This is a genomic window from Streptomyces sp. NPDC044719, from assembly GCF_056433405.1.
This window is the reverse complement of sequence record NZ_JBWKHE010000003.1, coordinates 894,783-907,549: the sequence shown is the minus strand read 5'-3', so window position 1 is coordinate 907,549 and position 12,767 is coordinate 894,783. Positions and strand designations below refer to the sequence as shown.

At 73.6% G+C, this 12,767-nt stretch carries 13 protein-coding genes; 3 read left to right on the top strand and 10 right to left on the bottom strand.

Features of this window, described 5'->3' with window-relative positions:
- Nucleotides 1-75: 75 nt before the first annotated feature.
- The 7 genes from AC07DF_RS15700 to AC07DF_RS15670 all read right to left on the bottom strand — a co-directional run bounded on the left by AC07DF_RS15700 (nt 76) and on the right by AC07DF_RS15670 (nt 6,817).
- Nucleotides 76-258, bottom strand: coding sequence for a hypothetical protein (locus AC07DF_RS15700; protein ID WP_478970876.1), 183 nt, complete (start codon nt 256-258; stop codon nt 76-78).
- Between the two features lie 18 nt (nt 259-276).
- Nucleotides 277-1,011, bottom strand: a complete 735-nt coding sequence (locus tag AC07DF_RS15695) for a hypothetical protein (RefSeq protein WP_478971007.1) — start codon at nt 1,009-1,011, stop codon at nt 277-279.
- Between the two features lie 368 nt (nt 1,012-1,379).
- Complete coding sequence (locus tag AC07DF_RS15690) at nt 1,380-2,177, bottom strand: type III pantothenate kinase (protein WP_478970874.1); 798 nt, start codon at nt 2,175-2,177, stop codon at nt 1,380-1,382.
- A 17-nt stretch (nt 2,178-2,194) separates the two neighbouring features.
- On the bottom strand, nt 2,195-3,169 hold the full coding sequence (nadC, locus tag AC07DF_RS15685; RefSeq protein WP_478970872.1) for a carboxylating nicotinate-nucleotide diphosphorylase: 975 nt from the start codon (nt 3,167-3,169) through the stop codon (nt 2,195-2,197).
- A gap of 5 nt (nt 3,170-3,174) precedes the next feature.
- Entirely contained in the window at nt 3,175-4,884 is a 1,710-nt protein-coding gene (locus AC07DF_RS15680; protein WP_478970870.1) for an L-aspartate oxidase, read from the bottom strand.
- Nucleotides 4,881-5,882, bottom strand: coding sequence for a pantoate--beta-alanine ligase (panC, locus tag AC07DF_RS15675; protein WP_478970868.1), 1,002 nt, complete (start codon nt 5,880-5,882; stop codon nt 4,881-4,883). The genes AC07DF_RS15680 and panC overlap by 4 nt, the downstream gene beginning before the upstream one ends.
- Entirely contained in the window at nt 5,879-6,817 is a 939-nt protein-coding gene (locus tag AC07DF_RS15670) for a Rossmann-like and DUF2520 domain-containing protein (protein ID WP_478970866.1), read from the bottom strand. The genes panC and AC07DF_RS15670 overlap by 4 nt, the downstream gene beginning before the upstream one ends.
- Before the next feature lie 173 nt (nt 6,818-6,990).
- Between AC07DF_RS15670 and AC07DF_RS15665 the strand changes: the two genes are divergently transcribed.
- Nucleotides 6,991-8,151: a threonine aldolase family protein gene (locus tag AC07DF_RS15665; RefSeq protein ID WP_478970864.1), complete on the top strand. Its 1,161-nt coding sequence runs from the start codon at nt 6,991-6,993 to the stop codon at nt 8,149-8,151.
- Here AC07DF_RS15665 and AC07DF_RS15660 read toward each other — a convergent pair.
- Nucleotides 8,145-8,366, bottom strand: coding sequence for a hypothetical protein (locus AC07DF_RS15660; RefSeq protein WP_478970862.1), 222 nt, complete (start codon nt 8,364-8,366; stop codon nt 8,145-8,147). The genes AC07DF_RS15665 and AC07DF_RS15660 overlap by 7 nt on opposite strands.
- 160 nt (nt 8,367-8,526) lie before the next feature.
- On the opposite strand from AC07DF_RS15660, the gene AC07DF_RS15655 reads away from it, so the two are divergent.
- Complete coding sequence (locus AC07DF_RS15655; protein ID WP_478970860.1) at nt 8,527-9,636, top strand: DUF5937 family protein; 1,110 nt, start codon at nt 8,527-8,529, stop codon at nt 9,634-9,636.
- A gap of 70 nt (nt 9,637-9,706) precedes the next feature.
- Here the strand turns inward: AC07DF_RS15655 and AC07DF_RS15650 are convergent, their stop codons facing one another.
- Together AC07DF_RS15650 and AC07DF_RS15645 are read right to left on the bottom strand one after the other, a co-directional pair.
- Complete coding sequence (locus AC07DF_RS15650) at nt 9,707-10,378, bottom strand: response regulator (protein WP_478970858.1); 672 nt, start codon at nt 10,376-10,378, stop codon at nt 9,707-9,709.
- Between the two features lie 68 nt (nt 10,379-10,446).
- Nucleotides 10,447-11,637: a sensor histidine kinase gene (locus AC07DF_RS15645; protein ID WP_478970856.1), complete on the bottom strand. Its 1,191-nt coding sequence runs from the start codon at nt 11,635-11,637 to the stop codon at nt 10,447-10,449.
- 118 nt (nt 11,638-11,755) lie between these two features.
- Here AC07DF_RS15645 and AC07DF_RS15640 point away from each other — a divergent pair, with 118 nt between their 5' ends.
- Nucleotides 11,756-12,766: an SAM-dependent methyltransferase gene (locus tag AC07DF_RS15640; RefSeq protein WP_478970854.1), complete on the top strand. Its 1,011-nt coding sequence runs from the start codon at nt 11,756-11,758 to the stop codon at nt 12,764-12,766.
- Nucleotide 12,767: the final 1 nt, after the last annotated feature.

Sequence of the window (12,767 nt, the reverse complement as noted above, 5' to 3'; positions counted from 1 at the left end):
CGTACGACTCGAAGGTGCGGGCCTCACGGTGGGCGGGCCTCGCGGAGTCGTACGCCGGGTGGGGTGAAGGTGTGGTCAGGCCTTCGGGGTGGTCGCGGAGGACTGGTGGGCGCCCTCCACGCGCGCGAGGGCGGCGTCCACGGCCGCGTCCTCCTTGGCCTTGTTGGCGCCGCCCTGTGTCTTCACGATCACCCGGATCACGCCGATGAAGAAGACGGCCATCACGACCGGGGGCAGGAGCGCGGAGACATAGTCCATGGATCCAGGGTAGCCACGTCAGCCGGCGGCGAGCTGCTGGGGGTTCGCGGGGGGCGGTGGGGTGGGCTTGCGGCGCGGGAAGACCTCGCCCGGGGTGGGGATCGGGCGGCGGCTGGGCTTCGGGGTGCCCGGGGTGGGGGGTGGGGTCGGGGCCGGGGCGGGCTTGGGGGCGGGTTTCGGGGCCGGGGGCTTGCGGGCGGGCTTCTTCGCGGGGTCCTTCGCGGGGTCCTTTCCGGGGGTGTCCTTGGCGGAGTCCGCGGAGTCTCCGGGGGTGGAGGGGCTTGCGGAGAGGCCTCCTGGGAGGGCCAGGAGGCGGGTGCGGGCCGCTGGGACGGTGGGGGCGGGTGCGGGGGTGGTGGGGGTCGCGCGGGGGGTCTGGGAGTGCCGCTGCGCGTGGGCGTGTACGCGCTGCTCGGCGAGCAGGCGGCAGCGGTCCAGGAGGGCGGCGGCGGTGGGGTTGCCGCGCAGGGCGCGGAGGGCCGTGAGGTCGTGCGGGTGGGGGCGGTATCCGGCACCCAGGGCCTCGTCCAGGAGGGTGAGGTAGCCGGCGGCGGTGCCGGGCAGGGCGGCGCGGTACCGGCCTAGATCGGCCACGAGGAAGGCACGCAGCCTGGCCCCCTCCCGCGTCGCCTCGTCGAGCGACTCTGCTAGGCGGAGGCAGTCCTGGACGTCGTCGGACGAGGCGGAGGTGGGGTGGAGGGCGAGGGCGAGAGCGCGGCGGAGCACACGCAGCTCCTCCACGCCGAACGCCATGCCGCCGCGGGATCCGTATGGCGTGGGCATGCTGCGACGATACGCGCTAATCAGACAAATTACGCATAGGGGGTGCGGGTGTGGCGTGGGGGACCACTCGGGTGGGTGGGGGTGCCTGCGGCGGCCTGTGGCCCTTTGGTGGGGGTGCGCGTAGCGCCATCTCGCCGGGTGTGGGTCGGGGCCGCGCCGGGGGGTGTCCGTCCTCGGAACGTCGCGATGGGGTGCCATGCCGACTGGCTGTTCGTTGACGCGACAACCGCTGCGGGCGGACACCCCCCGACACGTCCCCTTCTCGCCGTACGCGGGTGCGGGAGCGTTCGGCTCCCGCTATCCGCTGTAGCTGCGGGCACCCGGCGGCGGCGAGTCGCTCACATACGTGACACGTTTCGCTCGTACACCAGTCGTAGGCCGATCAGGGTCAGCCATGGCTCGTGCTCGTCTATGACCGACGACTCGCCCAGGACCATCGGTGCGAGGCCGCCCGTCGCGATCACGGTGACGTCCTCCGGGTCCTCCGCCAGTTCGCGGGCCATGCGGTTGACGACGCCGTCGACCTGGCCGGCGAAGCCGTAGATGACGCCCGACTGCATGGCCTCGACCGTGTTCTTGCCGATGACGCTGCGGGGCCGGGCGACCTCGATCTTGCGGAGCTGGGCGCCGCGGACGCCGAGGGCCTCCACGGAGATCTCGATGCCGGGCGAGATGACGCCGCCGACGTACTCGCCGCGCGCGCTGATCGCGTCGAACGTCGTCGCCGTGCCGAAGTCGACGACGATGGCGGGACCGCCGTAGAGCTCGACCGCGGCCACCGCGTTGATGATGCGGTCGGCTCCGACCTCCTTGGGGTTGTCCATGAGGATCGGGACGCCTGTCTTGACGCCCGGTTCGACGAGGATGGCGGGTACGTCGCCGTAGTAGCGGCGGGTCACCTCGCGGAGCTCGTGCAGGACCGAGGGGACGGTCGCGCAGATGGCGATGCCGTCGATGCCGTCGCCCAGGTCGTCGCCGAGGAGCGGGTGCATGCCCATCAGGCCCTGGAGGAGGACCGCCAGTTCGTCGGCGGTGCGGCGCGCGTCCGTGGAGATGCGCCAGTGTTCGACGATGTCCTCGCCGTCGAACAGGCCGAGGACGGTGTGGGTGTTTCCTACGTCGATCGTCAGCAGCATGGCCCGTACCCGCTCCCCTACTGCGCCGGTCGCAGGTCGAGGCCGATGTCCAGGATCGGCGAGGAGTGGGTGAGGGCTCCGACGGCCAGGTAGTCGACGCCGGTGTCCGCGTACGCCTTGGCGTTGGTGAGGGTCAGGCGGCCCGAGGCCTCCAGGGCGGCGCGGCCCTGGACGAGGGCGACGGCCTCCTCGCATTCCCCGGGAGTGAAGTTGTCCAGGAGGATCAGGTCGGCGCCGGCGTCAAGGACCTCGCGGAGCTGGTGCAGCGTGTCGACCTCGACCTCGATGGGGACGTCCGGGAAGCGGTCGCGGACCGCCTGGAAGGCCTGGGCGACGCCGCCCGCGGCGACCACGTGGTTGTCCTTGACCAGGGCCGCGTCCGAGAGGGACATGCGGTGGTTGACGCCGCCGCCGCAGCGGACCGCGTACTTCTCGAGGCTGCGCAGCCCGGGGGTCGTCTTGCGGGTGTCGCGCACCTTGGCCTTGGTGCCGTCGAGCGTGTCCGCCCACGCGCGCGTGGCCGTCGCGATGCCCGACAGGCGGCACAGGATGTTCAGCGCGCTGCGTTCGGCCGTGAGGAGGTCGCGGGTGCGGGTGGTGACCGAGAGGAGCTTCTGGCCTGCCTCGACCTTGTCGCCGTCCTCCGCGTGGCGTTCGATCTCCAGTTCCTCTTCGCAGACGACCGAGATGACGGCTTCCGCGATCCGGAGGCCTGCCACCACTCCTGCTTCGCGGGCGGTGAAGTCGGCGGTGGCCACCGCCTCCTCGGGGATGGTCGCGACGGTCGTGACGTCCACGCCGTTGGCCAGGTCTTCCTGGATGGCCACGTTGGCGATGTCCTCGACCTCGACGGGGTCGAGGCCGGCGTCGGCCAGGAGCTGGGCGAGTGCGGGGTCCAGGCCGCACTCCAGGTACGCCTGCTCGTCCGCGCCGCAGGCACAGCCGTCGCCGCAGCCTCCGGACGAGGCGAGGGGAAGGTCGGGGGTGGTCACGTCGGTCACTGCTCCTGGGGGGCCTGGGTGGGGAGGGTCGTGGGGAAGTGTGTGGTGTCCGTGGTGTGCACGGCCAGCGAGCGGTCCGGGTTCAGGCGTACGACGATGTGGCGCCGCCAGTTGGTGTCGTCGCGCTCGGCGCGGTCCTCGCGCCAGTGGCAGCCCCGGGTCTCCTCGCGGAGCCGGGCGGCGGCGACCAGGACGCGGGCCACGCACAGGAGGTTGGTGGCCTCCCAGGTGTCGACGCCGGGCTCGGCGGTCTTGCCGTTCTCGGCGAGGGCGTCGCGGGCGTCGGTGTGCAGCCGCTGGAGCTGGTCGGCGGCCTTGGCCAGGGAGCCGGCCGAACGGAGTACTCCCGCGCCGTCGGACATGATCCGCTGGATCGTGAAGCGGGCCTCCGCGGTCTGCAGGGGGTGCTCGGGGGTCTCCGGGTGCGGAAGTGGTTTCGGCACGCGCGACTGGGGGCCGTTCGCCTCGATGTCGGCCGCGATGCGCTCGGCGTAGACCAGGCCCTCGAGGAGGGAGTTGGAGGCCAGGCGGTTGGCGCCGTGCACGCCGGTGCAGGCGACCTCGCCGCACGCGTACAGGCCGGGGACGGTCGTGCGGCCCCGGGAGTCGGTGCGGACGCCGCCGGAGGCGTAGTGGGCGGCCGGGGCGACCGGGATGGGACTGGTGACGGGGTCGATGCCGTGGGCGCGGCAGGCGGCGAGGATCGTCGGGAAGCGGTGTTCCCACATCTCGGCGCCGAAGTGACGGCCGTCGAGGAACATGTGGTCGGCGTCCTGCTCCTGCATGCGGCGCATGATGCCCTTGGCGACGATGTCCCGGGGGGCGAGTTCGGCGAGTTCGTGCCGGCCGAGCATGAAGCGCGTGCCGTCGGCGTCGACCAGGTGGGCGCCCTCGCCGCGGACCGCCTCGGAGACCAGGGGCTGCTGGCCCTCGGCGTCGGCGCCCAGGAAGAGGACGGTCGGGTGGAACTGGACGAACTCCAGGTCGCTGACCTCGGCGCCCGCGCGGAGCGCCAGGGCCACGCCGTCGCCCGTGGACACGGAGGGGTTGGTGGTCGCCGAGAAGACCTGGCCCATGCCGCCGGTCGCCAGGACCACGGCGGGTGCGTGGACCGCGCCCACGCCGTCGTGCTGGCCCTCCCCCATGACGTGCAGGGTGACGCCCGCGGTGTGGCCCGCTGCGTCCGTGAGGAGGTCCAGGACCAGCGCGTTCTCGACGGTGCGCACGCCACGCGCGCGTACCGCGTCGACCAGGGCGCGGGAGATCTCGGCGCCCGTGGCGTCACCGCCGGCGTGGGCGATGCGGCGGCGGTGGTGGCCGCCCTCGCGGGTGAGTTCGAGCCCGCCCTCGGTGGACTCGTCGAACCGGGCGCCGGTCTCGATGAGACGGCGTACGGCGTCGGGGCCCTCGGTGACGAGGATGCGGACCGCTTCCTCGTCGCACAGGCCCGCGCCCGCGACCAGGGTGTCGTCGAGGTGCTGTTCGGGGGTGTCGCCCTCGCCGAGGGCCGCGGCGATGCCGCCCTGGGCCCAGCGGGTGGAGCCGTCGTCGAGGCGGGCCTTGGTGACGACGACGGTCCGCAGGCCCGCGGCCTGGCAGCGCAGGGCCGCGGTCAGGCCGGCGACGCCGGAGCCGACGACGACCACGTCCGCGTCGATGGACCACCCGGGCTCAGGCGCGTGCAGTCGTATGCCTGTGCTGGTCACGAGGCGGCTCCGAGGGTTCCGAAGGTGAGGGGGAGATTGTCGATCAACCGGGTCGTCCCGACCCGGGCGGCCACGGCGAGGACCGCCTCGCCGGTGAAGTCGTGCCCGATCTCGGTGAAGTCGGAGGGGTCGACCAGCGCGAGGTAGTCCAGGGCCAGCGGCGGATCGAGGCGGGCGGCCTCGTCGAGGACCTGGCGGGCGGCGGCGCGGACGGCCGCCGGGCCGCCCGGGACGGCCGTCGCCACGGCATGCGCGTCGGCCGCCGCGCGGGACTCGCCGATGGCGCTGAGCGCCTCGGCACGCGCGCGCGTGGCGGGTACTTCACGGGCCCGGGCCCGCAGCGCCTCCTGCGCGGCGTGCCGGTCCTGGCCCGCGAACAGGGCGCTGGACAGCGCGAGGGCGGTGCGCCGCTCGGCGGGCGAGAGGTAGCGGTTGCGACTGGACAGGGCCAGGCCGTCGTCCTCGCGGACGGTGGGGACGCCGACGATCTCCACGCCGAAGTTCAGGTCCCGCACCATACGGCGGATCAGGGCGAGCTGCTGGGCGTCCTTCTGGCCGTACAGGGCGACGTCGGGGCGGGTCAGGTGCAGCAGCTTGGCGACGACCGTGAGCATGCCGTCGAAGTGGCCCGGGCGGGCGGAGCCCTCCAGGCGCTCGCCCATGGGGCCCGCGGTGATGCGGACCTGGGGCTCGCCACCGGGGTACACCTCGTCCACGGCGGGGGCGAACACGATGTCCGCGCCGGACTCCTCGGCGAGCTTGAGGTCGGCGTCCAGGGTGCGCGGATAGCGGTCGAGGTCCTCGCCCTGGCCGAACTGCAGCGGGTTGACGAAGACGGTGACGACGACCTCGCCGTCCCGGCCCGCGATGCCGCGCGCGGTGCGGATCAGCGTGGCGTGGCCCTCGTGCAGAGCGCCCATGGTCATCACCACGGCGCGGCGGCCCGCCCGCACGCGTGCGTGCAGCTCGTCGGCGGTGCTCAGCAGGGTGGTGGTCATCGGCCGTCCCCTTCGGTGCCGTCGGTGCCGTCCGTCCCGTCGGCGAGTACCCCGAGGAGGTCCTCGGCGAGCTCCGGCTTCAGCAGGCCGTGGGCCAGGGCCCGGTCGGCGGTCGCGCGGGCCATCGCCAGATAGCCGGCGACGGCCCCCGGGGCGTGCCGGCGCAGCTCGGTGACATGGGCCGCGACCGTGCCCGCGTCGCCGCGCGCGACCGGGCCGGTGAGGGCCGCGTCGCCGGAGCGCAGGGCGTTGTCCAGGGCCGCGCCGAGCAGCGGGCCGAGCATCCGGTCGGGGGCGGCGACCCCGGCCGCGCGCAGCAGCTCCAGGGACTGGGCGACCAGGGTGACCAGGTGGTTGGCGCCGAGGGCGAGCGCCGCGTGGTAGAGCGGCCGGTTCTCCTCGGCGATCCACTCGGGCTCGCCGCCCATCTCGATCACGAGGGCCTCGGCGGCCAGCCGCAGTTCCTCGGGCGCGGTGACGCCGAAGGAGCAGCCGGCCAGCCGCTGGACGTCCACGGGCGTGCCGGTGAAGGTCATCGCGGGGTGCAGGGCCAGCGGCAGGGCGCCCGCGCGCAGGGCGGGGGCGAGCACCTGGGCGCCGTAGCGCCCGGAGGTGTGGACGAGCAGTTGTCCCGGCCGTACGGACCCCGTGTCGGCGAGTCCGGTGACCAGCTCGGGCAGGGCGTCGTCCGGAACGGTCAGCAGGACCAGGTCGGACCGCTGGAGGACCTCGGCGGGCGGCATCACGGGCACGTCGGGCAGCAGTTGCGCGGCACGGCGGCGGGAGGTGTCGGAGACCGCGGAGACGGCGACCGGGCGGTGCCCGGCGAGCTGCAGGGCCGCGGCCAGCGCGGGTCCCACGCGGCCGGCGCCGACGACGCCGACGGTCAGGCGCGCGGGGCGGTCCTTGGGGTCTGGCTGTGGGGTTGTGTTCACTCGACGGTGGCCTTCCCGTTCCAGTCCGCTCCGGGTACCGGACGATTTCTCGTCATGTTAACGCGATCGGTTCGAGGGGTGTTCGGTCGTCCACAGGGTGTGCGGAAAGCCATCCACAGGGTGTGCGGAAATGCGGGTGCCCGCCCGCACGCGCGCGAGGCAGGATCCGGGGCATGACTGAGACGACGGCACAGGACGAGGAGCGGCGCGCGGGGCTGCGTGAGCGGCGGCTGGCCGCCCATCGCGGCGCACGGCGGGTGCTCGCGCGCTTCGCCTTCCACAAGACGCTCCGGGAGCGCCTGGCGGAGCTGGACGACGCGGGGGACCTCTACGACCTGGACGAGTTGTCCGACGCGTACGGCGACGGGGTCGTCGAGGCGCTGGAGACGAAGGTCGCCGGGCTGCTCGGCACCGAGGCCGCCGCGTTCTTCCCGACGGGCACGATGGCCCAGCAGGTGGCCCTGCGCTGCTGGGCGGGCCGCACCGGCGATCCGACCGTCGCCCTGCACGCGCTCAGCCATCCCGAGGTGCACGAACGGAACGCGTTCAGCGAGGTCGGCGGTCTGCGCCCGGTGCGTGTGACGGACGAGCCGCGGCTGCCCACGGCCGCCGAGGTGCGCGACTTCGAGGAGCCCTTCGGGGCGCTGATGCTGGAACTCCCCCTCAGGGAGGCCGGTTTCGTGCTGCCCTCCTGGGAGGAGCTCACGGAGGTGGTGGAGGCCGCGCGGGAGCGGGATGCCGTGGTGCACTTCGACGGGGCCCGGCTGTGGGAGTCCACCGTCCACCTCGGCCGGTCCCTGGAGGAGATCGCGGGCCTGGCGGACAGCGTCTACGTGTCGTTCTACAAGGCCCTGGAAGGGGTCGGAGGTGCGGCGCTCGCCGGCCCGAAGGAGCTGGTGGAGGAGTCGAAGGCCTGGCGGCACCGGTACGGCGGGGAGGTCTTCCAGCAGTTCCCCACGGCTCTGTCGGCGCTGGCCGGGTTGGAGCGGGAGCTGCCCCGGCTGCCGGAGTACGTCGCCCACGCGCGCGTGGTGGCCGCCGCCCTGCGCGAGGGGTTCGCGGCGGCCGGGGTGCCGTGGGCCCGCGTGTACCCGGAGGTGCCGCACACTCACGACTTCCAGGTCTGGCTGCCGTACGAGGCGGACGTGGCCGGGGAGGCGGCGGTCAGGACGGCCGAGGAGACGGGTGTCTTCCTGTTCGCCGCCGCCTGGGGCAGGGGCGGTCCCGGCCTGGCACGCACGGAGGTGAGCGTGCGGGCCCCCGGACTGGAGTGGACCGCCGAGGACGTGAAGACGGCGGTCGCCGACTTCGTCGCCCGGCTGGGGGCTCAGTAGGTGGTGCGGCGCCTCAAGGACACCCACCGGCCCAGGGCGTGCCGGATCCGCTGCCGGCCACTGGCCGGGCGCCCGGCCAGGACCGCGCGGAACCGGCGTTCGTCGCGCCACTCGCGGACGACCTGCCGGTCGTGTGTGCCCGGCGCGGGCGGGGTGGGCTCGCCGAGCTGCTGGGCGCGGTAGAGGTCGAGGAGGTGCTGCTGCGTGATGCTCATCGTGGATCGCCTCGGCGGGTCGGGGGGAATGGAGGTCCGAAGGCTCCGCGGCTGCCCCGGTGCTCCCACCCTGCGCCCGGGCCGGAGGTGAAGTCGCGTCGATTGACGACGCCCGTCAATCGACGGGGGCGTTGTCAGTGGCGCAGTGCACCATGAGGGCATGAGCGTGCACATCGACATCGCGGGGCTGCGGCCCGAGGAGATCGCCGTCGTGCCCTCGCCCCTGGCCGAGCTGGGAATGGCACTGCACGCGCTGTCCGAGCCGGGCCACCACCCGGGCCTCCAGGGCTGGGTGACGGGCGTGACCGCCCGGCTCGACCCGCACCTGGCCGACCGGATGTGCGAGGCCGACTTCCTGTGGCGGTCGACGTTCTCGGACCTGTTCATGCCCTTCGCCGGCGTCCCGGGCCGGAGCACACTCCCGGGCGGCACGCTCGCCGAGGAGCTGGACCTGCTCGACAAGCTGTCGGACGAGCAGTTCGTGGACGCGGCACTGGAGTTCACCTGTGCCGTCGGGTACGGCTCGTGCGGGCCCACCGCGCTGTCCGACCCCGAGGTGCGCCGCAGGGCGCTGGACCTGGCCGCCGCGCGCGGGCCCCAGCAACTGCGGTTCAGCCGACGGCTGCTGAGCGACCCGCCCGCGATCCGGGCCTGGCTGCGGCAGTTCCTCCAGGACTGCGACGAGGCGTTCTTCGCTGAGGCCTGGTCCCGGTTGCGCCACCAGCTCGCGGCGGACGCGCGGCTCAAGACGGACCTCTTTAGGCGCAAGGGCATGGCCGAGGCGCTGGCCGCGGTGTCCCCGGCGATCACGCTCGACGAGGCGACCGCCCGGATCACGGTCGACAAGCTGGGCGGCGACGACGGTACGTCCACCGGCGACGGCGGCCTGCTGCTCGTCCCGACGAGCCTGGGCTGGCCGCATCTGATGGTCCTGCACCGGTACGGCTGGCAGCCGGTGCTGCACTACCCGGTCGGCTCGCCCGAGCTCGCCGCCCCGCCCAATGTCGAGCAGCTGGCCCTGCGCATGACCGCGCTGTCCCACCCCGTGCGGATGCGCATGTGCCGCAATCTGGCCCGCAGCGCGTACACCACGGGTGAACTGGCGCAGGTGCACGGCATGACGGCGCCGGAGATATCCCGGCACCTGGCCGTGCTGAAGAAGGCGGGCCTGCTCACCACCCGCCGCCGCGGGCGCTACGTCCTGCACCAGCTGGATGTGACCGTGGTGGCCCGGCTGGGCAGCGAGTTCCTGGAGGGGATCCTCAGATAGGCGGGCATCCTCAGACAGCTAGGCGGGCATCCTCGGACAGCCGGCGGGAGCCGACCGGTCGCCGTCCGGCTCAGCCGTGGCCGCCGGCCCGTACCAGCCCGGTCTCGTAGGCCAGCACCACGACCTGCACCCGGTCCCTGAGTCCCAGCTTGGTCAGGATGCGGCCCACGTGCGTCTTCACGGTCGCCTCGGACAGCACGAGCCGGGCCGCGATCTCGCCGTTGGACAGGCCCTGCGCGACCAGCACCATGACCTCGCGCTCGCGGCCGGTGAGCCGCTCCAGCTGCTGGTGCTGGGGCTGCTTGGCGGTGCCCGGCAGCATCGGTGCGAAGCGGTCCAGGAGCCGTCGGGTGGTGGAGGGCGCCACGACCGCGTCACCGCTGTGCACGGCGCGGATCGCGGCGAGCAGCTCACCGGGCGGCACGTCCTTGAGCATGAAGCCGGAGGCGCCCGCCTTCAGCCCGGAGAAGGCGTACTCGTCGAGGTCGAACGTGGTCAGGATGAGCACCTTCGGCGGGTCGGTGTCCTCGCAGATCCGGCGGGTCGTCTCCACACCGTCGAGCTTCGGCATGCGGACGTCCATCAGCACCACGTCGACCTCGGTCGAGCGCAGCACCTGGAGGGCCTCGACACCGTCGCCCGCCTCCGCCACGACCTCCATGTCCGGCTGGGCGGCGAGCACCATCCGGAACCCGGTGCGCAGCAGCACCTGGTCGTCGACGAGCATCACGCGGATCGTCATCAGGGCCTCTTCCAAGTCTGTTTTACGGGGGGAGCGTTACAGGTGTCAGCGCTGTGCCTGTGCCGGCGTCAGTTGGCTGGTTTGAGCGGCAGCAGGGCACTGATGCGGAATCCTCCGCCGGGGCGCGGTCCGGCGTCCAGGGTGCCGCCGACCATGCCGATCCGCTCGCGCATGCCGATGAGGCCGTGGCCCTGGCCGTCGAAACCGCCCTCCTCGTACAGCTCGTGCGGGGCGCCCTTGCCGTCGTCCTCGACGAGCAGGCCGAGGCCGTCGTCGAAGTACACCAGGCGCACGCTCGCGACCGCGTTGGGCCCGCCGTGCTTACGGGTGTTGGTGAGCGCCTCCTGCACGATGCGGTACGCCGTGAGTTCGACGCCGCTGGGCAGCGGCCGGGGCGTGCCCTCGACCTTGAAGTCGACGGGCAGTCCGGAAGCGCGGCACTCCTCGACGAGGTCCTCGATCTGCTGGACGTCGGGCTGCGGCACGTACTCGCCGGCCTCCTGGTGCTCGCCGGTGCGCAGCACGCCGAGCAGGCGGCGCATCTCGGCGAGGGCCTGGCGGCCGGTGGAGGAGATGGTCTCCAGGGCCTTCTTGGCCTGGTCGGGAGCCGCGTCGAGGACGTAGGCGGCGCCGTCGGCCTGGACCACCATCACCGAGACGTTGTGCGCGACGACGTCGTGCAACTCACGTGCGATCCGGGCGCGTTCGGCGGCGACGGCGACCTTGGACTGGGCCTCGCGCTCCTTCTCCAGGCGGGCGGCCCGCTCCTCCAGCTGCGCGAAGTAGGCGCGGCGGGTGCGGATGGAGTCGCCGAGCACCCAGGCGAGGGCGAAGGGAACGGCCATGAAGACCGTCAGGGCGATGTTGCCCGCGACGTTCGTCTGGTCGCTGGGCCAGCGCAGCTGGGACACGGGGGCCGCGCACAGGCCGGCGCCCAGCGCGAAACGGGAAGCCCAGCGCGCGCCCTCCGCGGCGACCGTGTAGACGATCACCAGCAGGGCGAAGTCGGCCGGACCCCGCTCCACATCGGTGATCAGCTGAGCCACGCCGACCGCGGTCGCGAGCAGCAGCATCTTCTCCGGCAGGCGGCGGCGCAGCGCGACCACCAGGCACAGCAGCAGCGTGAGCGGGACGGCGACGGCCGGTGAGCCGTATCCGCCCGCCGCTCCGCCGACCACGGAAATCCCGAGGAGGACCACGGCCCAGGAGCCGTCGACCCACATCGGGTGCCTGCGGAGGAAGTCATAGAGGCGCTGCACGTAACCCAGCGTAGGGAAGCGCGATAGGTGCAGGGGTCAACCGGAGGGCCGATCCGCACCGGGCGCACGTACTCCGCAAGGTGGAGTTGCGTTCGTTGTGTGCGCTTAGCCTGGCCCGGTGACATCAGGAACCAGGGCCGGAGAGCGCGAGTCGCACGAGTGGCGTGGGTGGCGTGCGGCGGTGGAGAAAGCGCTGTACGGGCCGGGCGGCTTCTACCGGCGGGACGAGGGGCCGGGCGGGCATTTCCGTACGTCCGTGCACGCGTCGTCGCTGTTCGCCGGGGCCGTGGCGCGGTTGCTGTGCCGGGTCGACGAGGCGCTGGGGCGGCCCGCGGTGCTGGACTTCGTCGACATGGCGGCCGGGCGGGGCGAGCTGGCCGGCGGGGTGCTCGCCGCGCTCCCGGCCGAGGTGGCGGCCCGCACGCGCGCGTACGCCGTGGAGATCGCCGGGCGGCCCGCGGGGCTCGATCACCGGATCGAGTGGCTGGCCGAGCCCCCGGAAGGGACGACGGGGCTGCTGTTCGCCAACGAGTGGCTGGACAACGTGCCGGTGGAGGTCGCGGAGGTGGACTCCGCGGGCACGGCCCGGCTGGTGCTGGTCCGGGAGGACGGGAGCGAGCGGCTCGGGGAGCCGGTCGACGGGGATCAGGCGCGGTGGCTCCAGCGGTGGTGGCCGCTGCCCGGCGAGGCGGGGCTGCGGGCCGAGATCGGCCTGACCAGGGACGAGGCCTGGGCCTCGGCGGTCGCCACGCTCGATGGGGGGCTCGCCGTCGCCGTGGACTACGCGCACACGGCGGATGCGCGACCGCCGTTCGGGACGCTCACCGGGTTCCGGGAGGGCCGCGAGACAACCGCCGTACCGGACGGCTCCTGCGACATCACCGCGCATGTGGCCCTGGACGCGTGCGCGCTGCCCGGTGGGCGCCTGCTCCCGCAGCGCGAGGCACTGCGCACGCTGGGGGTGACCGGCGCGCGGCCCCCGCTCACGCTCGCGTCCACGGACCCCACCGCCTATGTACGCGCCCTCGCGAGCGCCGGAGAGGCCGCCGAGCTCACGGCCGCGGGCGGGCTGGGCGACTTCGGGTGGCTGGTCCAGCCGGTCGGGATCCCGGACCCGCTCCGGAACTGAG

Coding starts and splice junctions, on each gene's coding strand:
- AC07DF_RS15650 (WP_478970858.1), bottom strand. CDS start 10,378: ATGACGATCCGCGTGATGCTCGTCGACGACCAGGTGCTGCTGCGCACC.
- AC07DF_RS15655 (WP_478970860.1), top strand. CDS start 8,527: ATGAGCGTGCACATCGACATCGCGGGGCTGCGGCCCGAGGAGATCGCC.
- AC07DF_RS15660 (WP_478970862.1), bottom strand. CDS start 8,366: ATGAGCATCACGCAGCAGCACCTCCTCGACCTCTACCGCGCCCAGCAG.
- AC07DF_RS15700 (WP_478970876.1), bottom strand. CDS start 258: ATGGACTATGTCTCCGCGCTCCTGCCCCCGGTCGTGATGGCCGTCTTC.
- panC (WP_478970868.1), bottom strand. CDS start 5,882: ATGACCACCACCCTGCTGAGCACCGCCGACGAGCTGCACGCACGCGTG.
- AC07DF_RS15690 (WP_478970874.1), bottom strand. CDS start 2,177: ATGCTGCTGACGATCGACGTAGGAAACACCCACACCGTCCTCGGCCTG.
- AC07DF_RS15665 (WP_478970864.1), top strand. CDS start 6,991: ATGACTGAGACGACGGCACAGGACGAGGAGCGGCGCGCGGGGCTGCGT.
- AC07DF_RS15695 (WP_478971007.1), bottom strand. CDS start 1,011: ATGGCGTTCGGCGTGGAGGAGCTGCGTGTGCTCCGCCGCGCTCTCGCC.